The 22,339-nt window shown below is 47.1% G+C and carries 24 protein-coding genes and 1 tRNA gene; 20 read left to right on the forward strand and 5 right to left on the reverse strand.

Annotated features, from left to right (window positions below; translation table 11 throughout):
- Nucleotides 1-13: 13 nt before the first annotated feature.
- Nucleotides 14-655 (reverse strand): peroxiredoxin, encoded by a 642-nt coding sequence (locus tag WC259_RS03975; RefSeq protein ID WP_011310017.1) that lies wholly within the window; start codon nt 653-655, stop codon nt 14-16.
- A gap of 449 nt (nt 656-1,104) precedes the next feature.
- Between WC259_RS03975 and WC259_RS03980 the strand changes: the two genes are divergently transcribed.
- The 4 genes from WC259_RS03980 to WC259_RS03995 all read left to right on the forward strand — a co-directional run bounded on the left by WC259_RS03980 (nt 1,105) and on the right by WC259_RS03995 (nt 5,211).
- Nucleotides 1,105-2,091, forward strand: a complete 987-nt coding sequence (locus tag WC259_RS03980) for an NAD-dependent epimerase/dehydratase family protein (protein WP_372643260.1) — start codon at nt 1,105-1,107, stop codon at nt 2,089-2,091.
- A gap of 3 nt (nt 2,092-2,094) precedes the next feature.
- Nucleotides 2,095-3,084: an SDR family oxidoreductase gene (locus tag WC259_RS03985; protein ID WP_372643263.1), complete on the forward strand. Its 990-nt coding sequence runs from the start codon at nt 2,095-2,097 to the stop codon at nt 3,082-3,084.
- 196 nt (nt 3,085-3,280) lie between these two features.
- Entirely contained in the window at nt 3,281-3,772 is a 492-nt protein-coding gene (locus WC259_RS03990; protein WP_372643274.1) for a TetR/AcrR family transcriptional regulator, read from the forward strand.
- Between the two features lie 62 nt (nt 3,773-3,834).
- The gene (locus tag WC259_RS03995) at nt 3,835-5,211 is read left to right on the forward strand and encodes a mechanosensitive ion channel family protein (RefSeq protein WP_078409784.1); all 1,377 of its coding nucleotides are present in this window, start codon (nt 3,835-3,837) and stop codon (nt 5,209-5,211) included.
- Nucleotides 5,212-5,286: 75 nt separating this feature from the next.
- On the opposite strand, the gene WC259_RS04000 is transcribed toward WC259_RS03995, so the two are convergent.
- Nucleotides 5,287-5,529, reverse strand: a complete 243-nt coding sequence (locus tag WC259_RS04000) for a zinc ribbon domain-containing protein (protein ID WP_015407336.1) — start codon at nt 5,527-5,529, stop codon at nt 5,287-5,289.
- Nucleotides 5,530-5,716: 187 nt separating this feature from the next.
- The gene (locus WC259_RS04005; protein ID WP_015407335.1) at nt 5,717-6,148 is read right to left on the reverse strand and encodes a methylglyoxal synthase; all 432 of its coding nucleotides are present in this window, start codon (nt 6,146-6,148) and stop codon (nt 5,717-5,719) included.
- A gap of 277 nt (nt 6,149-6,425) precedes the next feature.
- Here WC259_RS04005 and WC259_RS04010 point away from each other — a divergent pair, with 277 nt between their 5' ends.
- The 12 genes from WC259_RS04010 to WC259_RS04065 all read left to right on the forward strand — a co-directional run bounded on the left by WC259_RS04010 (nt 6,426) and on the right by WC259_RS04065 (nt 17,023).
- Entirely contained in the window at nt 6,426-8,360 is a 1,935-nt protein-coding gene (locus WC259_RS04010; RefSeq protein ID WP_372643267.1) for a proton-conducting transporter membrane subunit, read from the forward strand.
- Nucleotides 8,357-9,298, forward strand: a complete 942-nt coding sequence (locus WC259_RS04015) for a respiratory chain complex I subunit 1 family protein (RefSeq protein WP_011310008.1) — start codon at nt 8,357-8,359, stop codon at nt 9,296-9,298. Before WC259_RS04010 ends, WC259_RS04015 begins: the two co-directional genes overlap by 4 nt.
- Before the next feature lie 3 nt (nt 9,299-9,301).
- Nucleotides 9,302-9,982, forward strand: a complete 681-nt coding sequence (locus WC259_RS04020; protein ID WP_011310007.1) for a hydrogenase subunit — start codon at nt 9,302-9,304, stop codon at nt 9,980-9,982.
- Complete coding sequence (locus WC259_RS04025) at nt 9,982-11,463, forward strand: proton-conducting transporter membrane subunit (RefSeq protein WP_012984553.1); 1,482 nt, start codon at nt 9,982-9,984, stop codon at nt 11,461-11,463. The genes WC259_RS04020 and WC259_RS04025 overlap by 1 nt, the downstream gene beginning before the upstream one ends.
- A gap of 3 nt (nt 11,464-11,466) precedes the next feature.
- A complete protein-coding gene (locus tag WC259_RS04030; RefSeq protein ID WP_012984552.1) occupies nt 11,467-13,047 on the forward strand; it encodes an NADH-quinone oxidoreductase subunit C in 1,581 nt (526 codons plus the stop codon).
- Nucleotides 13,048-13,057: 10 nt separating this feature from the next.
- Nucleotides 13,058-13,573 (forward strand): NADH-quinone oxidoreductase subunit B family protein, encoded by a 516-nt coding sequence (locus WC259_RS04035; RefSeq protein ID WP_015407331.1) that lies wholly within the window; start codon nt 13,058-13,060, stop codon nt 13,571-13,573.
- A 240-nt stretch (nt 13,574-13,813) separates the two neighbouring features.
- The gene (locus WC259_RS04040) at nt 13,814-14,206 is read left to right on the forward strand and encodes a hypothetical protein (protein ID WP_011310002.1); all 393 of its coding nucleotides are present in this window, start codon (nt 13,814-13,816) and stop codon (nt 14,204-14,206) included.
- Nucleotides 14,206-14,505 (forward strand): hypothetical protein, encoded by a 300-nt coding sequence (locus WC259_RS04045; RefSeq protein ID WP_011310001.1) that lies wholly within the window; start codon nt 14,206-14,208, stop codon nt 14,503-14,505. The genes WC259_RS04040 and WC259_RS04045 overlap by 1 nt, the downstream gene beginning before the upstream one ends.
- A 216-nt stretch (nt 14,506-14,721) precedes the next feature.
- Entirely contained in the window at nt 14,722-15,759 is a 1,038-nt protein-coding gene (locus WC259_RS04050) for a nitrogen fixation protein NifH (protein ID WP_226988237.1), read from the forward strand.
- 93 nt (nt 15,760-15,852) lie between these two features.
- The gene (locus WC259_RS04055; protein WP_078409782.1) at nt 15,853-16,563 is read left to right on the forward strand and encodes a MerR family transcriptional regulator; all 711 of its coding nucleotides are present in this window, start codon (nt 15,853-15,855) and stop codon (nt 16,561-16,563) included.
- Nucleotides 16,564-16,580: 17 nt separating this feature from the next.
- Nucleotides 16,581-16,838 (forward strand): 4Fe-4S binding protein, encoded by a 258-nt coding sequence (locus WC259_RS04060; protein WP_011309998.1) that lies wholly within the window; start codon nt 16,581-16,583, stop codon nt 16,836-16,838.
- Nucleotides 16,835-17,023, forward strand: a complete 189-nt coding sequence (locus tag WC259_RS04065) for a hypothetical protein (RefSeq protein ID WP_012984548.1) — start codon at nt 16,835-16,837, stop codon at nt 17,021-17,023. The genes WC259_RS04060 and WC259_RS04065 overlap by 4 nt, the downstream gene beginning before the upstream one ends.
- A 176-nt stretch (nt 17,024-17,199) precedes the next feature.
- On the opposite strand, the gene WC259_RS04070 is transcribed toward WC259_RS04065, so the two are convergent.
- Complete coding sequence (locus WC259_RS04070; protein WP_011309996.1) at nt 17,200-17,904, reverse strand: hypothetical protein; 705 nt, start codon at nt 17,902-17,904, stop codon at nt 17,200-17,202.
- A gap of 104 nt (nt 17,905-18,008) precedes the next feature.
- Nucleotides 18,009-18,081 (reverse strand) — tRNA-Ala (locus WC259_RS04075).
- A gap of 126 nt (nt 18,082-18,207) precedes the next feature.
- Here WC259_RS04075 and gatB point away from each other — a divergent pair.
- From gatB to WC259_RS04095, 4 genes are all read left to right on the forward strand, one after another.
- Entirely contained in the window at nt 18,208-19,686 is a 1,479-nt protein-coding gene (gatB, locus tag WC259_RS04080; protein ID WP_015407330.1) for an Asp-tRNA(Asn)/Glu-tRNA(Gln) amidotransferase subunit GatB, read from the forward strand.
- Between the two features lie 2 nt (nt 19,687-19,688).
- Nucleotides 19,689-19,907, forward strand: coding sequence for a preprotein translocase subunit SecG (gene secG / locus WC259_RS04085; protein ID WP_011309994.1), 219 nt, complete (start codon nt 19,689-19,691; stop codon nt 19,905-19,907).
- A gap of 12 nt (nt 19,908-19,919) precedes the next feature.
- Nucleotides 19,920-20,768, forward strand: a complete 849-nt coding sequence (locus tag WC259_RS04090) for an S-adenosyl-l-methionine hydroxide adenosyltransferase family protein (RefSeq protein ID WP_061977565.1) — start codon at nt 19,920-19,922, stop codon at nt 20,766-20,768.
- A 446-nt stretch (nt 20,769-21,214) separates the two neighbouring features.
- Nucleotides 21,215-22,045: a prephenate dehydratase domain-containing protein gene (locus WC259_RS04095; protein WP_011309992.1), complete on the forward strand. Its 831-nt coding sequence runs from the start codon at nt 21,215-21,217 to the stop codon at nt 22,043-22,045.
- Nucleotides 22,046-22,339 lie beyond the last annotated feature (294 nt).

Below are 22,339 nucleotides of genomic sequence, written 5' to 3' on the forward strand. Positions count from 1 at the left end.
GCATTTCAGCCTCCTAAAGCTGTTTCTTGCACAAATACCAGTCTACACATTCATAACCCTGCCCCATTCTTTCTTCGGCCATTTCCTGGGTAGATGGAGAAGGCACTACTACTTTGTCACCGGGATACCAGTTAGCCGGCAGGGCTACTTTATACTCGTCAGCGGTCTGGAGGGCGTCAATTACCCGTAAAATCTCCTGCATATTCCGCCCTACGTTCATGGGGTAGTACATGATGAGGCGTATTTTCTGACCGGGGTCAAGTATAAACACGCACCGGACAGTTTCGGTTTTGCTCTGTCCGGGGTGAAGCATGCCATAGGCAGAGGAAACCTCTTTATTAAGGTCGGCAATAATGGGGAAGGGTATCTTTATACCGGTTTTCTCTTCAACATTTCTTACCCAGGCAATATGGGACGAATTGCTGTCTACACTTAAGCCCAGCAATTCCACTCCCCTCTTTTGCAGTTCAGGGTAAATTTCAGTGAAGGCAATAAATTCAGTGGTGCAGACGGGAGTAAAATCCGCGGGGTGGGAAAAGATAATGAGCCACTGGCCTTTGAAATCTTCCAGTTTCAAAACACCATGAGTGGTCAAGGCTTCAAACTGAGGTGCGATATCCCCGATACGGGGCATGGCGCGGGCTACTTCTTCCATTTTATCCTCCTGTTTTAATTCACCGGCATATCTGCCTTAGGTTTATAAAGGGTCTAAGTGAGGTTATACCCCCCCTCTTTATAGTGTAGCACCGGTAGCACTTGCCTGACAGGGGGGTGTTTCAAGGCGGCTTTTAATCCGGGTATTTTTATATTCGTTACCCTGTTCAAAAGCACAAAATTACGTAGTTGCACGTATTTAAACCTGTTTTGGGTCTGCTAGACTTAATCAGGTGTATTTTTCTGCGGGCAGATGCCAAAGGTCGTCTTTGTAGCTATTAATTTCTTATATTCTTTTGGTAGTACTCTTGTGAAATACCTTAGGTGAGATACAAAAAATGGTATTTACGAGATGGGTTGTGGGTTTTTTGTGGTCAATAAACAGCACTCGGATGGCAGGTAGCAGTTGTTTTATGTTCATATCCGGTAAAAACCTGGCAGGAGGCGTGCATGCGGGTACTTGTAGTAGGCGGAACCGGCTTTCTGGGGTATCATGCCGTACTGGAACTGGTACGCCGAGGGCATCAGGTGTCTGTAATAGCTTTGCCGCCCATGCCGTCAGACCATATATTCCCCCCATCGGTAGAGGTATTTCTTTCAAATATCCACAATCTTAATCACGGTATGTTGCTGGCCATGCTCAAAGGTCAGGACGCAGTGGTGTATGCCGCCGGTGCAGATGACCGGGTAGTTCCCAAAGCTCCGGCTTATCTTTATTTCCACAAGACCAATGTTGAAGACTGTCTCCACTTCTTTTCTATTGCCAAAGAGGCCGGGGTAAAGAGGGGCGTTTTCTTGGGTTCATATTTCTGCCATTTTGCCAAACTTTGGCCGGAATTGCACCTTGCCGAACACCACCCGTATATTGAAAGCCGCCTTGAGCAGGAAGAAGCCCTTTTCAAGCTGGGCGGGAACGAAATGGCTATCTGCGGTTTGCGTCTGCCTTATATATTCGGGAGTATGCCCGGCCGCACCCCTATCTGGGAACCCCTGATAAAGTACCTTAATTCCGGCTGGTGGCTTTTTTACCCCCGCGGCGGCACAAACTGTGTCTCGGCGGTAAGGGTGGGCGAGGCTATCGCCGGAGCGGTGGAAAAAGGGCAGGCGGGGCATAGCTATCTGGTGGGTGACGAAAACCTCAGCTGGGACGCATTGCTTTCCAAGTTTGGGGTAATTCTGGGCAAACCTAAAAAGGTTCTTCATTTGCCGGCTTTTATCCTGCGTCTGGCTGCTTTAGGTCTTAAAAGCATTCATCGTTTACAGGGACGGGAATCAGGGCTGGACCCTGTTAGTTATATCACCTTGCAGACACGTAACACCTTCTTTGACCCTATCCTGTCACGTAAGGCTTTAGGTTACGGGCAGGGTAGGCTGGATACAGCCCTGAAAGATACGGTAGACGCTTGTATGGAAATCCCCCGCAAAGAAGCCGGGTAAAATATGAAAGTATTAGTCAGCGGGGCTTCCGGCCGTATCGGCAACGTGCTGGTCAGGGAGCTACTGAAATCCGGCTACGGGGTAAGAGCTTTGGTGAAGCCGGGAGATACCGCCCTGTCTATTCAGGGGCTTGATATTGAACGGGTGGAGGGTGACGTAACCGTTTATCCCTCTGTTTTGGACGGGCTAAAAGGGTGTGAGGCTGTTTTTTATCTGGCGGGTATTGTTTCCATAATACCGGGGCGGGAAAAAGAGCTTTATGAAACCAATATAAAAGGGGCAGCCAATATGGCTGATGCCTGTCTGGAGTGCGGAATAACCCGCCTGCTTTATACTTCTTCAATCCATGCCCTGTCCGAACCTCCCCCGGGGACAGCTTTTACTGAAGAAGAGGGATATCATCCGTCTGATTTCCCGCCGGGTTACAACCGGAGTATGGCTCAGGGGGCTCTAGAGGTGCTTAAGAGATTTTCAGCCGGGCTTTCAGGTGTTATTGTCTGCCCCAGCGGGGTTATCGGTCCGTATGACTATGATCCTTCAGAAATGGGCAGAGTAGTGGTGGACTACGCCATGGGGAAAATGAGTGCTTATGTAGACGGGGGCTACGATTTCGTAGATGTACGGGATGTAGCTATAGGCATGATATCCGCCTTTGAAAAGGGGCAGGACGGGCAGAGTTATATACTCTCCGGCCAGTACGTCAGCATTAAGAGTTTGTTTGAAATACTGGGCAGGCTTAGCGGGCTTACTCCTCCCCGTCTCCGAGTACCTTATATTCTTGCCAAACTGGGTGCTTATATCAGTTATCCGTATTATCGCCTGACCCATAGCGCCCCTCTTTTTACAGCATATTCGTTAGATGTACTGCGGAGCAATTCCAATATCAGTTCTGCCAAAGCCCGCTGTGAACTGGGGTTCTCCCCCCGTCTGGCGGAGGAATCTCTGGCAGACGCATATTTGTGGTTCAAATCCAAGGGTTATTTGAGTGATTGAAGCTGGTATACAAGTTTTATAAATTTGTATACTTGATGACTTGTGTTTAATCTTATATTTTGTATACTATTAATAAAAGTAATAAAAAATCGGTGAAATGATGGACGGATTTGAAAAACGCAAGACCCAGAGCAAAGAAGCTATCCTTAGGGTTGCCTTGGAATTATTTGAGCAGCACGGCTTCAGCCGGGTTTGCATACCTGAAATAGCCCGGCAGGCGGGTGTTTCGCCGGTAACGGTTTACAACCACTTCGGAAACAAGGAAGCACTTATCAAAGAAATCTTCAAGGTCTTTCTGGACAATTTGCTGGACAGCTACCGCAAGATAATAGAGGCCAAGATGCCCTTTGAGGAAAAGCTGGAGACCCTCTTTTTCAGTCAGGAAGCCCTGACCCAGCAGTATCAGGGTGAACTCATGGAAACTTCTGCCAAGCATTACCCGGTTATACAGGAATATATTGATAATTATTGGGGACAGCGGCGGGATAATCTTATCGGCAAGTTGCTGGCAGAGGGAAAAGCCGGCGGGTATATCAGACCGGACCTTAGTCTGGAAGGCTTTTTCTTTTATTACCAGATAGTCAGGCGGGGTGTTTATGCCATACCCAATATTGCCGAAAGAATGCTTTCCAAACCCCAGCTTATGCCGGAGGTTATTTCGGTGGCTATACACGGTTTGCGCGGTTAGTAGGATTTTGGAGTATAATCTGGCTATAGATGTATGGAAATGTGGAGTAGAAAGAAAACCCTATGCTGATAGAATTTACGTTTGATAGTCTGGTTATGGCGGCTATTGTAGCAGCTATTGCCATTGCCTTGTTTTTTTTGGTGAACAAATTGTTTTCCAGATATATCCGGAAAGATGAAGAAGGGAAAAAAGTAAGTTTACTTAGGAAGGCACTCAAAGCAGTCCGTTTGCCGGTTTTGCTGGTTATTTGGTGCATTGCTTTGTATATCATATTTGAAAATCTGACTATTCAAGTTGATCTTAGCAAACAGATTTCTAAAGCCCTTGAATTACTTATGGCAGCCCTGACGCTTTGGATTGGGGCCGGGCTGATAGAAGGGTTGCTTAGCTGGCTTAAAACAGAAATACCCGGCAAAGCCAATTCACAGGTAAATGACCATATTATAGACAGCCTTCGTTTTGTAGTGCCATTGTTGGCAGTACTGACTCTGGTAGTTGCGGGTATAGGAATATACGGGGTGGCAGCAGACGGGCTGACCGTTTGGCTGGGTACCCACGGAGTCAAACTGTTACTTATCATAGGTTTGATTATTGCCGGTGTTTATGCTGTCAGCCGGGGCGTACCGGCGCTTATCCGTGGAATTATATATGGCGGGGTTGCCAAACCCAAAGAAGAAGCTAAAAAACGGGCGGATACCCTTATCGGGGTGGCTGTATCTACTGCAGAGGTAGTGGTAGTGGCTATGGGGGCTTTTGTGGCCCTGTCTGAGGTGGGGTTGGATATCGGGCCTATACTGGCCGGTGTCGGTGTTTTGGGTGTGGCTATCGGCTTTGGTGCCCAGAGTTTGGTTAAGGATTACCTTTCAGGTTTGTTTATAATACTGGAAAACCAGTATTCGGTGGGAGACGTTATCAAGGTAATGGATGTAGTGGGTGAGGTGGAATTTATAGACCTTCGCCGTACCATTGTGCGTGATCTGGACGGGGTGGTGCACGTAGTTTCCAACGGTGAAATACGGATAACCAGCAACTACACCAAGTATCTTTCACGGGTTAATTTTGATATCAGTATCGGCTATCAGGAAGATATAAACCATGCCATAGATGTTATAAACAAGGTGTGTGCCGAATTTACCAGTGAACCCGAATGGAATAAATCCGTAGTCAAAAATTCACTGGGAGTACTCAGAGTGAACAAACTGGGTGACTCCGGGGTGGATATTAAAGTGTTGGGTGACGTCAAGCCGGGTACTCAGTGGGCTATAAAAGGAGAGCTTCGCAAGCGGATAAAGATTGCCTTTGACCGTGAACATATTGAAATACCCTGGCCGCATACCAAGGTCTTCTTTGGCAATGCTTTGCCGGGTTCGAAGATGCAAATTGCCAAAGTGTCGGGCGAAGAACTGCCGGAAACCGAATCTGAACCGGAGTCAGAGTAGTTTAGGTTTTACTCTGGTAAATAACAATGAGGCAGTCACCGTAAGACTGCCTCATTTGGTTTTAGTTCGGAGAAGTTATCCGGGTTTGTTCAAATTGCTCAGGTGGATTACTTTTTTTTCAGGTGTTTTATTTTTACCGCGGGCCTGAGTAGAGCTGAAAACGCCTGAAAACTGGGTGGTTACCGGACTGCCGAAACTGCGTTTGCATTCAGTTGTCCCGCATTTCGGGCAGGTCTGGGGGGTATCCCTGTCATCTACTTTCAGGTTTACTTCAAAAACATATTTGCACTTGGTGCAACTAAATTCATATAGTGCCATGTTTATTTCTCCCGGAATATTTGCTTAGAATATTTTAGAAAATCAGGACAGGGTTGTAAAGTGTCTAGAAATACAAGATTTTGGGACAGGAATATCAAATTTGGATTAAAAGCAGTTTTGTCCTCAGGTACGGTGTGCAAGAGGGCACTTATGGAGAGCTGAAAAATATCCCACCCTAAAGTAATGGTTACGGATTATCACGGTTCTCTCCGGGCGGTGTATCATCCAGCTTTTCGGGGTGAAAAAGGGCCATATGGAGGACACAGGCAGCCGTAGCCCGATTGGTAGCCAGCGGAATATTGTGGGCATCACATATCCGCATCAGGGCGGTAACATCCGGTTCATGGCTTTTACGCTTTAAGGGGTCACGCAGGAAAATTACTGCTTTGATTATGCGGCTGGCCACAAAGCCTCCCAGCTGCAATTCTCCGCCGTCAGGGCCGCTTTCCTTGAGTATAACCGGCAGTCCGGTGTGTTTTCGGATAAGTTCACCGGTGCTTCGGGTAGCAATAAGGTGATGCCCTTTCATCAGGTGGGCATACGAGTGTATCAGTTGCACCATGTCTTTTTTGCAGTTATCATGGGCAATAAGCCCCAGAGTTATTTTAGGTTCTTCCACTTATGTTTCTCCTGAGGATGCCTCTCTGCTTTCCGTAAATGTGATTCTAACAGCAAATTATTAAGCTCTTGCTAAGCTTGCATTAAGATTGTGTTAAATTTGCTGGCATGGATAGAGTATATTCTGTTATGTAAATTAGCTAATAGTCTTCCAGCTTTGGAGTGGTTTTGACTTTAAACAGGCCAATACCTAGAATGTAAATCTACTATTTACACTATGATAAAATAGAGGAGCCTACAGGGGCTCTTCATCTTTTTTTGAGGATTTGTATTTTAAAATGATAGCGGGTTTATTGCTTGGCGGAGGGTTTTTACTTCTGGCCGCTGCCCTGACGGGCATTGTGTTTAATCATGGCAGTAAAAAAGTCTGGCAAGGGGTACTATGGCTGGTTATAGCGGCGGCGCTATGCTTGCTTATTGGGTCTTTGCAGATATTTTTCGGTAATCCGCTGGATATTTCCCTCTGGAGCATTGCATCCGGGCTGGACATAGCCTTTCATCTTGACCGTCTGGCATCATTCTTTGTCATAATAATCAGCCTTATTTCTCTCTGCGTAGCCGTGTATTCGCTGGGCTACAATAACCATATATCTTCAAACGAACGAGCCAATCTGCTCTCAGCCTTTATGGCGGTCTTCATACTCTCCATGATAGGCGTGGTGGCCTCGGCCAACACCTTTAGCCTGATATTTTTCTGGGAGATTATGGCACTAAGCTCCTTCTTTTTGATGATGAATGACTATCAGGAGTCTTTTACCCAGCGGGCGGGCATTTATTATTTCGTGCTTACCCAGCTTAGTACGGTTTTCTTGATGCTGATGGCCGTAGTTATGTATATTCAGAACGGCAGTTTCGCACTCAGCCTGAGCGGTGCATCCTCCGGCATCCAGAGTCTGGTTTTTGTTCTGGCATTTCTGGCATTCGGAATAAAGGCCGGTATCATACCCCTTCACAAGTGGCTGCCTTATGCCCACTCTGCCAGCCCTTCAAATGTCTCTGCCCTGATGTCCGGGGTAATGCTGAAAGTGGCCATTTACGGCTTGGTACGCTTCCTTATGGATGTGCTTAGCCCGGAAATGTGGTGGGGTGTGGGAATACTCCTGTTCGGGGCAATTAGCGCCCTGTTGGGGGTTATATATGCTCTTAAAGAGCATGATTTAAAGACCCTGCTGGCCTTTCATAGTATTGAAAATATCGGCATTATCCTGATGGGTATTGGTCTGTATGTTATTTTTGGCTTGTATGGTCTGGATACGCTGGCTATGCTGGCACTTGGTTCAGCTTTGTTTCACAGTCTGAATCATGCCATTTTTAAAAGCCTGCTTTTTATGACCGCCGGTTCGGTGGTAATTGCCGTGGGTGACCGCAATATTGAAAAAATGGGCGGGTTGATTAAACTAATGCCCTACACTTCTGTTATCTTTCTGGTGGGGGCAGTTTCCATATCGGCTTTGCCTCCCTTCAATGGTTTTATGAGTGAGCTGATGCTCTTTGAGTCTTTTTTCCAGTCCTTCTCTCTGGCTGAAAGCAGTATAAAGATACTTCTTTTCAGTGTACTGGCCATACTGGCTCTTACTTCAGCTCTGGCGGCCGCCTGCTTTGTAAAGGCCTTCGGGACGGTCTTTCTGGCTATGCCTCGCAGTCAGGAAGCAGCCTCTGCCAAAGAAGTTTCAAAAAGTATGATTATAGGGCCGGCCATACTGGCAGTTGCCTGTCTGGTATTGGGTCTGTTTGCTGTCCAGATATTTTCGGTAGCCGGTTATAGTTTTGACCTGCCGGATATGTCACTGGTTGGCTTGGTACTGGTTATCTTCGGGGTTTTGGTTTTCGGCATGGTCAGGCTGTTTTCGCCCCGAAAAAGCCGCCGGAGCGAGACCTGGGCTTGCGGCTATGTTCGCCCAACTCCCCGCTTTGAGTATACTGCCTCCGGTTTTGCCGAGCCCCTTTTCCAGATATTCCGGCTGATATACCGCACCCGCCATTACAATGAACGCAGTTACGAAGATAACCAGCAGGCTATTTTCAAACAGGGCAAATCAGCTATTCACACCATAAAGTTTTTTGATGAGTATATTTATCTGCCGGTTGCCGGTTTGTTCGGGCATATTTCCCGTTTCATATCCCGCCTGCAGGATGTTGATTTGGGCAGCCATATCCTGTACAGCTTTATAACTGTTTTGCTGGTTATACTGGCGGCAAGGTGGCTGTGGTGAGCTGGAATCTGGTTTTATACGGTTTTATAAATACCGCGCTGGCACTGCTGGTGTCGCCCCTCTTTATCAGCCTGATTAAAAAGGTCAAGGCTTATGCTCAGGGCCGGGTAGGGCCGCCCATTCTCCAGACCTATTACCAGCTTTACAAGCTTTTTAAGAAAGAACGGGTTTATTCTTACCAGACTTCATTTATAATCCGCCTGACCCCCTACCTGAGTCTGGCCTTTATGATGGTGGCGTCACTGTCTGTGCCGCTGGTCTTCATACCTGCGGCAGACCCCGGTCTGGGCAATATTATCCTGTTTTTATACCTGATGGTCATGTCACGCTTCTTTATGGCACTTTCGGGGCTGGATGCCGGCAGCAGTTTCGGGGGTATGGGCAGTTCCCGTGAGATGACTCTTTCAGCCATTATAGAGCCGGTTATAATTATTGTTTTTGGAGCGCTGGCATACGTGCTTCAGACTACCAGCCTGTTTGATATGTTCGGTCAGGTGCGGGAAAACAGTTTCTTATCCAATCCCAGCCTGATACTTACCGGTATTTCGCTCTTTATTATCCTTATTGTAGAGACTTCGCGGATACCGGTGGATAACCCTGAAACCCATCTGGAACTGACCATGATACACGAAGCCATGACACTGGAATACTCCGGGCCGGATTTGGCTCTTATCGAGCTTTCACATGCCCTTAAACAAACCCTGTTGATGGGGGTGCTTTTAAACATTGTAGCTCCCTGGGGGTTGGCATCGGAGCCTGCGGCGGGCGGAATAGCAGTAGCGTTTCTGGCCTTTGTGATAAAGGGCAGTCTGCTGGCCGTGGGAGTGGGTATATTTGAATCCCTCATGGCAAAATTCCGGCTTTTCCGGGTACCCGGTCTGTTCATGCTGGCCTTTTTCTTTTCCTTTATCACCGTTATATTTAAATTTTTGGCGTAGAGAATGTTAGAAAATATACCCCTAAATGACATACTGAAAATACTGCTGGTGCTGGTGCTGGTCACATCTTCGCTGGTTCTCTGGCAGCGCAGCCTTACCAGTTTGTTTAAAACCTATGCCTTGCAGTCACTGCTGGTGGCATTGGTAGCCATGGTATTTTTTATAAATGACGGTCACCTTACTCTGCTTTTTATTGCCCTGCTCACCCTGTTCGGCAAGGTATTTCTGATACCCCGTATCCTAAACCGGATACTCCTCCAGATGAATATCCGGCGGGATTTGGAATTCCGCTTTCTTTACCCGGTGAGTTCGCTTATAGTCAGTATACTGCTTATATTCGGGGTCTATCAGGTGTTTTCAAACCTTATGGGAGAAGTTATGCCTGACAGGCTGTTTTTTCTGGGAGCGGTCATAGGGGTATCCATGGCACTAATGGGCATGATGGTTATCTTCAGCCGCAAGAAAATGCTGACCAAGATTGTAGGTTACCTGAGCATGGAAAACGGGGCAATACTGTTTGGTTTATTCGTGGCAGAGCTGCCTTTTATATTGGAAATACTGGTTTTGATAGATCTGGTGATACTGGTACTGCTGGTTACGGTGCTGGCTTTCGGTATAGATTCAACCATAGAGGATTTTCACCCCCGCTTTACTCCGCTGGGTGAGTGGTTCAAGAAAAAGTAATGGAAAATCTGATACTTGCAGCTTATATATTACCGTCAGTGCTTCTGGGCGGAATACTGCTGGGCATGCGTTTATTCCGAGGCAGTATGTCTCCGGGCATACTGGCCGGCTTTAGCCTTGGGCATGGCTTGTGGCATCTGGGGCTTAGTCTTTGGGTATTATTAGTCTTGCCTTTGCCCCATTATTTCATGGAAAGCCGTTACTTATTCGTTGACCAGCTGGGTATATTTCAGGTGTTGATTGCCTCAGTGGTGTTTATACTGGCGGCGCTTTATTCCCGTGGTTATGTCAGCCACCTGCTTTCAAACAAAGAGCTGGATATAGAAAACCTGCCCGTTTTCTATATCGGTTTTAATCTGCTTCTAAGTGTGATTACCTTTGCCTTTTTCTCAAATAATCTGGCCCTGTTCTGGCTGTTTTTAGAGCTGAGCACTCTTTTTTCGGCCCTGCTTATAGCCACCCTGAATGCCCGTGACAATCTGGTAGCTGCCTTGAAATATATTTTTATTGCCTCTACCGCCATGATATTTGCCTTCATAGGGCTTATTATTCTTTTTTCCATTACCCGGCAGGCGGGCAGTCCCGGTACCTTGAATTGGGATGAGCTGGCCAGTCTGGCTCCCCTGCTTTCGCCCTCGGTGCTGGGCTTAAGTGCCCTGCTGATACTGACCGGGCTTCTGGCCAAGAGCGGTCTGGTCCCTTTGCACAACTGGTTGCCGGCGGCTTACGCCAAAGCTCCGTCAGTGGTTACTGCCCTGATGTCTGCCACGGTATTAAACATTGGCATAGTGGGTATCCTCCGCCTGAGCGCCCTGCTTCGCCAAAGCCAGATAGGTGAAACCTTTTCAAATGTGTTGGTAGGTTTGGGCATACTCAGCATAGGGGTAGCCGCTTTCAGTATGCTGTCCCGCCGCAACCTGAAGAAACTGATCGGTTTTTCCAGCATAGAGCATATGGGAATCATGCTGCTGGCTATCGGCATAGGTACACCTCTGGCGGTATTCTGGATGCTTTTCCATACACTGGCGCATTCATTGGTCAAGAGCGGGCTGTTTTTTTCGGCCGGCATTATCCGCCGCCAGTACGGCAGTGACCGTTTTGACCGTATATTTGATATATTCCGCCTCCAGCCGGTGGCTGCTTGGGGGGTTATAATGGGAAGTGCCGCTATCGTAGGTCTGCCCATGTTCCCGGTTTTTCTGTCTGAACTTAATATACTTATTCAGCTGGGGGGTGTTTCTGTCTGGCTGGTGTTAATGGTGCTCTTTTTCCTGTTGCTGGTGGCTTCTTCATTCGCCATTTTTCTGCTCAAGGCCTTTACCCGCAGTGAGAAAAATACCGACCGCCCTGTTTTCCGTACTCCCCTGTCCATGAAACTGCCGATTTATATTATTATGGCCGGGGTGGTATTTTTAGGGGTCTGCCAGCCCCAGATGCTGGCTGATTTCCTGAACCAGATAGTAAAGGGTTTGGGTTTTTAAGCTATGAAAATACCTGAGTTGCATAATTATCTGGCCGAATTTTTAAGCCCGGCTATAAATCCGCTCAAGCTGGAAAAAGGGGCTAACAAAGACTATTATCTGTGGCTTGACTGGACGGAAGCGGCAGCCCTCTACCCGAAGCTGGCTGAAGACGGGTTTGGGCTTATCGGGTTATTCGGAGTGGAGGGTTTTCGGGGTTATCAGGGGCTTAGCCTTTTATATATATTTGAAAAAAGAAATTACTCAGGGACACTGGTAATTATCCGCCGGGCAGACAGCCCGGTTTCCTCAATTGCCGCCATTTTCCCGTCCGCCTGTTATTTTGAGAGAGAAATACGGGACGGCTACGGCTGTGAATTTGAAAATGCCTTTGACCGCAGACGGCTTTTCCTGCATGAAACCTACCCTGCTAATTTTCATCCGCTGGCAAATAGTTTTAAAAACCAACCGCTCAGTTTGCCTGCCGGGGTGGAAAATGAAGCCCTTTATCCATTTAAAAAGATAAGCGGTGAAGGCGTGTACGAAGTCGGAGTAGGACCGGTACATGCCGGTATTATTGAACCGGGGCATTTCCGTTTCAGCGCTATAGGCGAACCTATCTTGAATCTGGAAGTCAGGCTTTTTTATACCCATCGGGGGCTGGAAAAACTGGCTATGGGCAAGGATATAGATTTCGGCCTTAAGATAGCCGAAGGTATAAGCGGTGACGAATCTGCCGCCAATACCTATGCTTACTCTTCGGCAGTTGAACATATCTGCTCTTCCCGTCCTCCCCGCCGGGCTGAACAGCTTCGGTTAATACTCCTTGAGATGGAAAGGCTTTATTCGCACCTGGCAGACCTTAGCGGTATGCTTACAGATGTAGGCTATCCGGTGGGGGCGGCTTCCCTGTCGGCTTTGCGTGAAGAACTTATGCGCTGGAACAAACGCCTTACCGGCTCCCGCTTTTTAAAGGGCATAATTGCCCCCGGCGGCTTGCTGAAAGATATACCCGGTGAGCTTATAACCGAACTTGCAGATTACCTGTATGCCTTTGAGGACAGGTTTAGCGAACAGGTTGAGAAGGCTCTTGCCAAAACTTCGGTGGTAGACCGTTTTGAGACCACCGGCATCGTAAATAACCGCTTGCTTATCCCCCTGAATATTACCGGGGTGACAGCCAGAGCTTCCGGTGAGGCCATAGACACCCGTTTAAATCAGCCTTACGGTTTTTATCCTGAGCTTTCGTTCAAGCTGCCTGTTTTGCCTGAAGGTGATGTAATGGCCAGATTCAGGGTGCGGCTCTCAGAGGTGCAGACCTCACTTGGGTTGATACTAAAGACCGCTGCCAAACTTTCGGCCGGTGAATATGCAATCCCGCTAAAGCCGGTAAATGGTTACAGTCTGGTATTGGTTGAATCTCCCCGCGGGCAGTCCCTCCACTGGCTTTGGCTCAGGGACGGCAAAATAGAACGCTATAAAGTGCGGACAGCCTCTTATTGCAACTGGCAGGCCATAGAGCATGCGGTACTGGGGGATATTATTCCGGATTTCCCCCTGATAAACAAAAGCCTGAATCTGTCTTATGCCGGAACAGACCTGTGAGGTATTTGCCGTGAAGAACGTTTTAAATAATATGTTCGGGCCCAAGATATGCAAACAGATGCCTCTTGGTGATGCTGAGTTTGATAAACTGGGGTTTGCCCTCAAGTCCGAGATAAATACTATCTTTGGGCGGAGTCTGGCTATCCGGGCACTGGACAGCGGCAGTGACAATTCCGCTGAAATAGAGCTTAACAACCTTTCCAATCCGTATTACGATGTGGAACGTTTCGGTATCAGCTTTGTGGCTTCTCCCCGCCATGCAGATATACTGATAGTCACCGGTGCGGTTACCCAGAATATGGCTATTGCAGTCCGCAAGACCTTTGATGCTATGCCCTCACCCAAGCTGGTGATAGCCTTGGGCGATGATGCTTGCAGCGGCGGCATTGCCAGCGGAGGCTACGGGGTGTTGGGCGGGGTAGATAAAATCCTTCCGGTAAACTTAAAAATACCGGGCAATCCTCCTGAACCCGCCCAGATAATAAATGCCTTGCTGGGGCTTATGCAGTCCCTGCGTAAAAAGTAAGCACCTTCCAGCTTTAACCCGCTAAAAAATATGAACTATCTTCAGTAAACCGCTATACGGTTATCCATCTTCACTTTCAGGTAGCCGCAATCTGTAAAAATCCGCCTGTTATCCGGTATTGACGGGGCATATAGGCAGGATATATAATTGCAATTAATATTAAATGCAACAAGACGCAATAATATCCCAGTTGCAAGTATTACTCGGATAAAACCTGAGGAATGAAAGGAGCAGCAGACTATGGCATGTTTTTTAGTGGTTGCAGGGGAAGCGGCCGTTACTACGGTTGTTCAAAAAGTAATAGAGAAAAAAGAAAAACAACCGGGATCTGAGATTAAAAATATTTCAGGTTTAAGTTGGAGCCGGAAATTAGGCTGGTTAAACAAAATGCTCTGGGGAGGTACTCTGCTCTTGGCTTTGGAGCATGTCTGGCATGGAGAGGTTGTGCCTTGGTGGCCATTTCTGACGGCTATGGAAAACCCGGCTGATATCGCCCCCATGCTGCATGAGATGGCTACTGTCGGCGGTGCTATGGCTGTTACGGTCACTGTCGTCTGGGTAATTATGGTGCTTATTGCTGAAGCTAGGTTAAAAGCATCTGCCAAGGTTAATACTGCTGGAACAGGTGTGTAATGTGGCTGATAATGACTCTGGTTGCCGCCCTAATCACCACCGCTATCTGGTATATAAAAGCCCCGGATGACAAGTACAAGCTGGGTTTTCTGAGCCTTATGTTCTGGGGAGCAAGTATTATGTGGCTGGTTGATCATGTAATAGCCTATTTACAGGAAGGCGGTGAATTTCTGGAAATCAATCAGGACGCAATCTTGCTGGGGGTTAGCGTAATTATATTTGGATTACTGGTTTGGGAAATATCCCTGCTACTTAGCGACCCCAAAGGGGTTATTAAAAAGATTTTAGTTAAACAGTAGTTGCCAATATCCATATCACGGGGGCGGCTAGCGGTCGCCCTTTTTATTATCCGGAATCGACAGATACAGAGAGATGTATTGCCGGAACTGGTCAGGTGCACCCGCTCCCCTGCAGGTATTTCAGACACTTCACAGTTCAGTTGTTTAAAAAGAAGATGGATTTTGCGGTCAAACCGGCAATATAATAATTAAAAGGCTATACAAAGGAACATGATGATGTCTGAAAAAGTAACATGGAAAGACAAGTTGCGGGCAGATCCTGTCCCTTGGTTACTGGAGCCAGACCAAGCCCAGCCGGCAGTCCGTTACTTTACCCTTAAAGATATTATCGGCTGCGGGGAACATGATGCGGAACTGAAAGAAGCCAAGGCAGCTATTATGTTAAGCGGCCCGGTCCCGTCCATATTGGCAGCCCAGTCGCCGGAAGGATACTGGTTGCACTCCGGTGCGGGTTATTCCCCCAAATACCAGAGTACCGTTTGGCAGATTATTTTTCTGGCTCAGCTGGGGGCGGATAAATCTGACGCCGGAGTCAGAAAAGGTTGCAACTATCTGTTTGAATATAACCTGTCCAAAGGCGGCTGGTTTTCTTATAACGGCACCCCATCAGGCTTTCTCCACTGTCTGGCGGGCAATCTTGAATCCGCCCTGATAGATTTGGGATGGCTGGAAGATGAACGCTTGCAAATTGCCGTTGAGAAGCATGCCAGATTCATTACCGGTGAAGGTATGGCAGACTCCAAGACTATGGGTGTGACCGACCGTTATTACATGTACACCCCGGGACCTATGTTCAGTTGCAGCCCTAATTCAGGATTGCCTTGCGGCTGGGGGGCTGTAAAATCACTCAATGCCCTTAGTAAAATCCCTCCGTCCAAGCGTTCCCCGGCCGTAATACATGCACTTGACCGTGGCTTGAGTTTTTTGCTTAAGTACAACCCTGCCGCGGCGGATTATCCCTTTGGTACCGGTGACAAACCAAGCTCCAGCTGGTTCAAGTTTGGTTATCCCATGGGCTATGCGGCTGATATCCTGCAAACGCTGGATGTATTGTCCGCTTCGGGCTATGCCCGTGACCCCCGCTTGGCCGAAGCTCTGGATTTAGTACTTGCCAGGCAAAACCCCCAAGGACGCTGGCCTATGGAATGCCGCTTTACCGGTAAAACATGGATGGGAATGGAAAAAAACAGACAACCCAGCAAGTGGATTACCCTGCGGGCTCTCAGGGTTTTGAAAGCGGCTTTTCCGGAGTAAGCTTTTGATGTGGTTTTGTAACGCTGTAAAGGCTTTTCGTTTCTTGCATAGTATATAGTGTAAGTATATACTATGCACTATAGAGTGGTTAAGATGAGGAAAACAGATATAGTTAAACAAGGGCTGATGCGGATAAGTGAAGTCGCCAAAGCGGCGGGTGTTTCTTTGCCGACTATACACTACTACACCCGTGAAGGTTTGCTATTTCCCTCACTCAAGACTGCTCACAATATGGCCTACTATAGCCCTGACTGCGTTGAAGATATCCGTCTAATCAAAGAATTCCAATCAAAAAGATTTCTTCCTTTATCCGTAATAAAACTTATACTGCAGGCCAAGCGGGATGGTCAGGATGTAAAACATGTGTCCGAGATGGAATCTGTGCTGGGTGATATATTCCAGCCAATGCCTGATGAAACCCAATCCGAAAGCATATCTCTGGCCGAATTGATATCTGTCTCGGGTTTAAGCGAAACAGATGTAAATGAATTGATTGCCATGGGTGTTATTATAGCGTCAGAAACCGAAAACGGGCCGGTATTTGATGGCATAGAAACACGTATAGCCCAAATAGCCAAACGGCTGTTGACGTTTGGCTTGAAACCAGCTGATTTTGAGATTTATCAACAGTACATGGAAATAATCCGTAGTGAATTTAAGACTATTCATGAGATTATCCATCACCTGCCAAACCACGAAGTAATTCCGCTTAGGGAACTGTTTAAACTGGCAAGTGACTTCAAGGGGTGTTTGGCTACCAGAATCTATCGGCAGGAAGCCCGGCACCTTCAGGAACATAGCTAAACGCAAGGAGAAAACTGGTGAGACTACGCAACCCGATACAGAGACAGAACGCGACTGAATATATTTATCTTGATACGGCTAAATGTAAGGCCTGCTGGAAATGTATTGAAGCCTGCCCCAATGGTGTGATTGACAAGGTGAATCTGCCATTCCACAAGCACGCCCGTATCAGCTGCCCGGAGCACTGTAAAGGGTGTTTGAAATGTGCGAAGGTCTGTTCTCAGCAGGCTATTACACCTGTACATTCTAAACTCCATTCTGGAGTTGCCAGATGAGAAGAGCGGTTTGTATATCCATGGCAGTATTATTTCTGGCAACTATAATAACTGGAATAGCGGAAGCTCATGTCCATCCCGGTCATTCCGGCCACCACGTGGCCGTTGCAATAGCATTTATTGCCTCCATACTTATCCATGCAGGGTTAAACAGAAAATCTTTTGCCCGTTATTTATCAGGTTAGGTTCACAAACAGGGATAAGAAATATCATGTTGGTAAAGAAGGGCAGACTAAGTTTGTCTGTGCCAAATAAATTCAATCTACCTTAGGTTTAACCTTGTTGATTAGGCAAACCTTTGGTGGAGCTGAGGTATCAACAGGTAGTACTGACAAGGACTTAGAGTTGACCTTTATTCTTTCTATTTGATTGGATACTCCCGGAAAACTACTTTTGCACCACCAACGAGATAAAGCGTTGTAAATGTGAGATTTAAATTCATGAGGTTCTTTTTCACGAAGTCATCCAGTGTCGGTAAGTTTAATGCTTTCAATCTTTCTTCGGAGAGTTCCGTATCATCGAAAAAGATTATTAGGGATGTATTATCAGGATAGTTTTTATTAGCTTTTCGGTTTGCGGCATCAACAATTCTATCAAGTTCGTTTTTTACGCCTTCTTCTACTGGGGTGGCCGTTTCTGGGATTGAGACCTGAAGATTCTTCCCTTTACCAGACTTGATAACGGGAGCATTAGAGAAGACATAACCTTTATTAAGTAATTGGCATCTGCGCCAATAATCATTTTCCCCCTCATGAGCTTGGGTTATCTCAATGTAAGTTTCAGTCGAGGGTTCTGTTCTTTTATCTATGACTATCGCGTCGTAGTTTTGACTGCCAATAACTGGCTTTAAAAGAATTTGGTCGGTGCTTCCAAACTTGCGTTCTGCCCATATTCCTAGTGGATAGATTTCTTCCATAAGCTGCTTGGTACGTCCCTTATGGAGTCTCAAGGCTTTTCGCCCCTCGTCAGAGGCGTAATAAATCTGGTCGTTCTTCTGTTTAACCCAATTCCATAGCTCAGAAGGGGTTCTTTCTTTTTCTAATTCCGCTTTACTGACGTATTCCATTTAGATTACCATTTGTATTATAACACATGGAAGAGCAGCGAACTGGCGGAATGGTCGGTGTAGAATGGAAATAGTACAAAATTAACCTAGAAGTAACAGAAAAATGGAGCTGAGGGGCTTCGAACCCCTGACCTCTGCGTTGCGAACGCAGCGCTCTCCCAACTAAGCTACAGCCCCATGTAAAGGGCATTATAACATAAGCCCGCTTTAGCATTAAAGCAACCCCCAAACCTGCCTTGCCAGTAGCCAAAGAATATTGATATACTTGCTAGTTAACCAGAGGTAGGTGAAATGGTAACTACAATGACTAAATATGAAACGGTAATCGGTCTGGAAGTCCACGTTCAGTTGGACACCAAAAGCAAGATGTTTTGCCGCTGCAGTACGGACTATGCCAGTGCCGAACCCAATACCCATGTCTGCCCGGTTTGTCTGGGCATGCCGGGGGTATTGCCTACTATAAATAAACAGGCAGTGGAATACACCATTATGTCCGGCTTGGCTTTGGGATGCGATATTGCCCCCTTTACCAAGTTTGACCGTAAAAACTATGCCTATCCTGACCTTATGAAAGGCTATCAGATTTCCCAGTATGACCAGCCGCTTTGCGGCAAGGGTTTTTTAGATATAAATGTGGACGGAGTTATCCGCCGGATCGGTATAACCCGCATTCATCTTGAAGAAGACGTAGCCAAACTGCACCATGAGAGTGATATTAACGGCCAGCCGTATAGCCTTTTGGATATAAACCGTTCCAGCATACCACTGATGGAAGTAGTCAGTGAGCCGGATATGCGCACCCCCGAAGAAGCCCGCCAGTACCTTATGAAACTGCGGACTATCATGCGGTATTTGGGTGTTTCCACCGCCAATATGGAAGAAGGCAGTTTCCGTTGTGATGCCAATATTTCCATAAGGCCTGTAGGTGCAACCGAGCTGGGGGCTAAGGTGGAAGTAAAAAATATGAACAGCTTCAAGGCGGTTTTTTCCGCTCTGGAATATGAAGAAGTCCGCCAGAGGAAAATGGCTGATGAAGGAAAAAAGATAAGCCAGGAGACTCGTGGCTGGCAGGATGAAAAATGCCAGACTGTCTCCCAGCGTTCCAAGGAATTTGCCCATGATTACCGTTATTTCCCTGAACCGGATTTACCTCCCCTGCACATCAGTTGTGACTGGATTGAGGACATAAGGGCCAAACTGCCCGAATTGCCCGAAACCCGCAAGGAGAGGTTTATAAACGGGTACTGGCTGTCCGAATACGATGCTTCGCTTCTGACTGCCAGCCGTGAACTGGCGGATTATTTTGAAGCGGTTCTGGGCGAAACTGATTTCCAGAATATACCGCAGGATAAAGGCGTTAAGGAAGTGGCTAACTGGGTGGTGGGGGCGGTAAACTCTATTATGAATACTGGCGGGGCAGATATTACCGTTTTTGCACTTAAAGTCAGCCCGGCCAGTCTGTGCCATTTGCTGGTGCTGGTTTCAGCCGGCAAAGTAAATGCCGCTACTGCCAAAGCAGTCCTTGAAGATATGTATGCTACCGGACAAAATGCCGAGGCTATTATTGAAAAGAAAGGTCTCAGCCAGATTTCCGACAGTTCCGAACTGGTAGCCATTGCCAAAAAGGTGCTGGCAGATAACCCCAAAGCAGTAGCCGAATATAACGAAGGCAAGACCCAGGTTATCGGTTTCCTGGTGGGACAGATGATGAAACAAAGCAAGGGCAGAGCCAACCCTAACATAGCTATGGAGTTGCTTAAGAAAGCTCTGGAGGAAGGATAAACATGCAAACCTACCTGATTATAGCCCAGATAGTGCTGGCCGTAGCCCTCACTCTGGCAGTCCTGATGCAAGTAAAAGGCGGAGGCCTCGGTGGTATATTTGGGCAGGCAGACAGTGTCTACCGCACCAAAAGGGGTATAGAGAAGACCCTTTTCATACTCACCATCATACTGGTAGTCCTGTTCCTGCTGGTGTCTTTGCTCATGCTGAAATTAAGCTAAAGGAGGCTAGTTGTGGGTATCATTACCCTTACTACTGACTTCGGCTTGCAAGATGCATATGTGGCCGCCATGAAGGGGGTTATACTGAGTCTCAATCCAGATGCCCGCATACTGGATGTTTCTCATCAGGTAGAGCCCCAGAATATTCAGCAGGCGGCCTTCTTGTTGGGTGAAACCTGTCACTATTTTCCGGCAGACACCATTCATTTGGCTGTAGTAGACCCCGGTGTAGGCAGCGGCCGCCGGGGAATTATTTTATCCACTCCGGGCGGCTTATTCATTGGCCCGGACAACGGTCTTTTCAGTTACGCACTCAGCCCGTATTTACCCAAAATCACCAGTGATTTACTGCCTGCAGAAGGTCTGCTTAAACTGGATCTGCCCCGGGGTGTAGAAGCATTCCAGATATCCAACCCGGCTTTCTGGCTTAACCCGGTCAGTACCACCTTTCACGGGCGGGATATATTCGCGCCTGCCGCCGCTTATGTAAGTCTGGGTACTCCCCTTTCGGAGTTTGGTCCACGCCTTAGCTGGATATATGCTTTCCATTTACCTGGTCCGGAGATTGCGGCTGATGGTTCGTTTACCGGACACGTAGTGTATATAGATCACTTCGGCAATCTGATTACTGATATTACTCCCCGGATGTTGCCTTCGGACAAGTCTATCGGGCTTGAGATTTTAGGTCGGACCATTTATGGCCTTTGCCAAAATTACACTCAGGCAAGCGGTTTGCTGGCAGTTATAGGCAGCAGCGGACGGCTGGAGATTGCCTTGCAGGGCGGCAGTGCCGCCGGTTTGCTTTCAGCCCGCCCGGGTGATTGCTTTCACCTTAGTATTTTGACTTCGCCCAAAGATTAAAAAAGGTTAAAAAAGGGCCCCGTAAAAGATTCGGGGCCCAACTGTATTCTAAGCCGTATTCAATTATCGGGGGAAACCATCGTTCCTTACTTTCCCCGCCCGGCCAAAAAAGCCGGATTTCTCGTTAACTATAGAGTGAGTGAACCGGAAAGCTCAGGAACCTTCGTTGCTCTTTGCCGGACTGATATTAGTCAACTCCCCCTAGCTCCCACCAGCGAAGAGCCTGCGCAAGGGAAAAACCAAGTACATAACCGAGCCTGCAGTTTCTCCAAATGCCTTGCCTCCTTTTGCCGGTATTGGCAAGCAACTTCCTTGCCTACCTCTATTATACCACGCCCTGTATATCTGAAAGTATCATATACGAAAATGCATTACTGATAAACCCTTGCCTCAAGCTGCTGTAAACGCTATTATTAGCATAATCCGGGTATGGAAAGGGGCAGGCAATGATTAAAATTTCTATACAGGGAGCTCGCGGCTCTTTTCATGATATTGTGGCGCGCCACAAATTTCCAGGTGATTCCGAGATTATTGAAAGCAACACTTCCCATCAGGTATTTGAAGATGTCAAAAAAGGGTTGGCTGATTATGGGGTTGTAGCCATAGAAAATTCCCTTTACGGTTCGTTTCTGGAAAATTATGACAATTTGCTAAAATATGAAAGCAAGATAGTCGGTGAGATTTATCTGCATGTTATCCTGAACCTGATTACTCTGCCGGGTGTGAAGCTGGAACAAATACGTGAAGTGTATACCCACCCTATCGCCATGATTCAGGCCGAATCTTTCCTTGAGAAACACCCCAGTGTGATACGCATAGAAAGCCACGATACCGCCGGCAGTGTCCGCATGATAAAAGAAAAGGGACTTAAGACTGCTGCTGCTATCGGAAGCAATCTGGCTGCCCAGCTGTATGATATGAAAATACTGGCTAAAGATATTGAGACTGAAAAGCAAAACTACACCCGTTTCCTTATCATCGCCAAAGACCCTAAATATCCTCCGTTGGCGAACAAAACTTCTCTGGCTATAAAGGCAGAGAACAACGCCGGCAGCCTTTACAAGTGCCTCAAATGTTTTTATGATCAAGGCATAAACCTGTCCAAGATAGAATCCCGACCTATTATGGGACGTACCTGGGGTTATTACTTTTATCTGGATTTTGAGCGGGGACTGACTACCCCTGAAACCCAGCGCGCCCTGAAGGAACTGGAAAAGGTAACCGAGAGCATCCAAGTATTAGGCTCATACGAACAGGGCAAAGTATTTGAGGAATAGCCTCGTAGCTTTCTGTAATTGAAAACAGGGTCTTAAAACAGGTGTTATCATAAAAAAGGACCAGCCTTAAAAAGAGGCTGGCTTTTTTGTGTCCCTCTTTGGCATGTCCCGCAGTCCCCAACGCCGAAAGATTCCTTTTGAAGCTTGTCCAGATTTACTCAGATAATATCGCTTTCCTATACGTAGTTTTACTTACGGGAAATAAGTAAAAATGCTTAACCCGTATTACGTATAAAAGCGGATAGTAAATGGCATACTGGAATATATAATTAATATATGAAGCATATTTCATTA

It is taken from the genome of Dehalococcoides sp. (assembly GCF_041654235.1).
GTDB classification, from domain to species: domain Bacteria; phylum Chloroflexota; class Dehalococcoidia; order Dehalococcoidales; family Dehalococcoidaceae; genus Dehalococcoides; species Dehalococcoides mccartyi_B.

Bases quoted from the DNA above. Each gene is read 5' to 3' on its own strand.
- WC259_RS03975 (WP_011310017.1), bottom strand. From the start codon at position 655: ATGGAAGAAGTAGCCCGCGCCATGCCCCGTATCGGGGATATCGCACCT.
- WC259_RS03980 (WP_372643260.1), top strand. From the start codon at position 1,105: ATGCGGGTACTTGTAGTAGGCGGAACCGGCTTTCTGGGGTATCATGCC.
- WC259_RS03985 (WP_372643263.1), top strand. From the start codon at position 2,095: ATGAAAGTATTAGTCAGCGGGGCTTCCGGCCGTATCGGCAACGTGCTG.
- WC259_RS03995 (WP_078409784.1), top strand. From the start codon at position 3,835: ATGCTGATAGAATTTACGTTTGATAGTCTGGTTATGGCGGCTATTGTA.
- WC259_RS04000 (WP_015407336.1), bottom strand. From the start codon at position 5,529: ATGGCACTATATGAATTTAGTTGCACCAAGTGCAAATATGTTTTTGAA.
- WC259_RS04010 (WP_372643267.1), top strand. From the start codon at position 6,426: ATGATAGCGGGTTTATTGCTTGGCGGAGGGTTTTTACTTCTGGCCGCT.
- WC259_RS04020 (WP_011310007.1), top strand. From the start codon at position 9,302: ATGTTAGAAAATATACCCCTAAATGACATACTGAAAATACTGCTGGTG.
- WC259_RS04025 (WP_012984553.1), top strand. From the start codon at position 9,982: ATGGAAAATCTGATACTTGCAGCTTATATATTACCGTCAGTGCTTCTG.
- WC259_RS04030 (WP_012984552.1), top strand. From the start codon at position 11,467: ATGAAAATACCTGAGTTGCATAATTATCTGGCCGAATTTTTAAGCCCG.
- WC259_RS04040 (WP_011310002.1), top strand. From the start codon at position 13,814: ATGGCATGTTTTTTAGTGGTTGCAGGGGAAGCGGCCGTTACTACGGTT.
- WC259_RS04045 (WP_011310001.1), top strand. From the start codon at position 14,206: ATGTGGCTGATAATGACTCTGGTTGCCGCCCTAATCACCACCGCTATC.
- WC259_RS04050 (WP_226988237.1), top strand. From the start codon at position 14,722: ATGTCTGAAAAAGTAACATGGAAAGACAAGTTGCGGGCAGATCCTGTC.
- WC259_RS04055 (WP_078409782.1), top strand. From the start codon at position 15,853: ATGAGGAAAACAGATATAGTTAAACAAGGGCTGATGCGGATAAGTGAA.
- WC259_RS04065 (WP_012984548.1), top strand. From the start codon at position 16,835: ATGAGAAGAGCGGTTTGTATATCCATGGCAGTATTATTTCTGGCAACT.
- WC259_RS04070 (WP_011309996.1), bottom strand. From the start codon at position 17,904: ATGGAATACGTCAGTAAAGCGGAATTAGAAAAAGAAAGAACCCCTTCT.
- gatB (WP_015407330.1), top strand. From the start codon at position 18,208: ATGACTAAATATGAAACGGTAATCGGTCTGGAAGTCCACGTTCAGTTG.
- secG (WP_011309994.1), top strand. From the start codon at position 19,689: ATGCAAACCTACCTGATTATAGCCCAGATAGTGCTGGCCGTAGCCCTC.
- WC259_RS04095 (WP_011309992.1), top strand. From the start codon at position 21,215: ATGATTAAAATTTCTATACAGGGAGCTCGCGGCTCTTTTCATGATATT.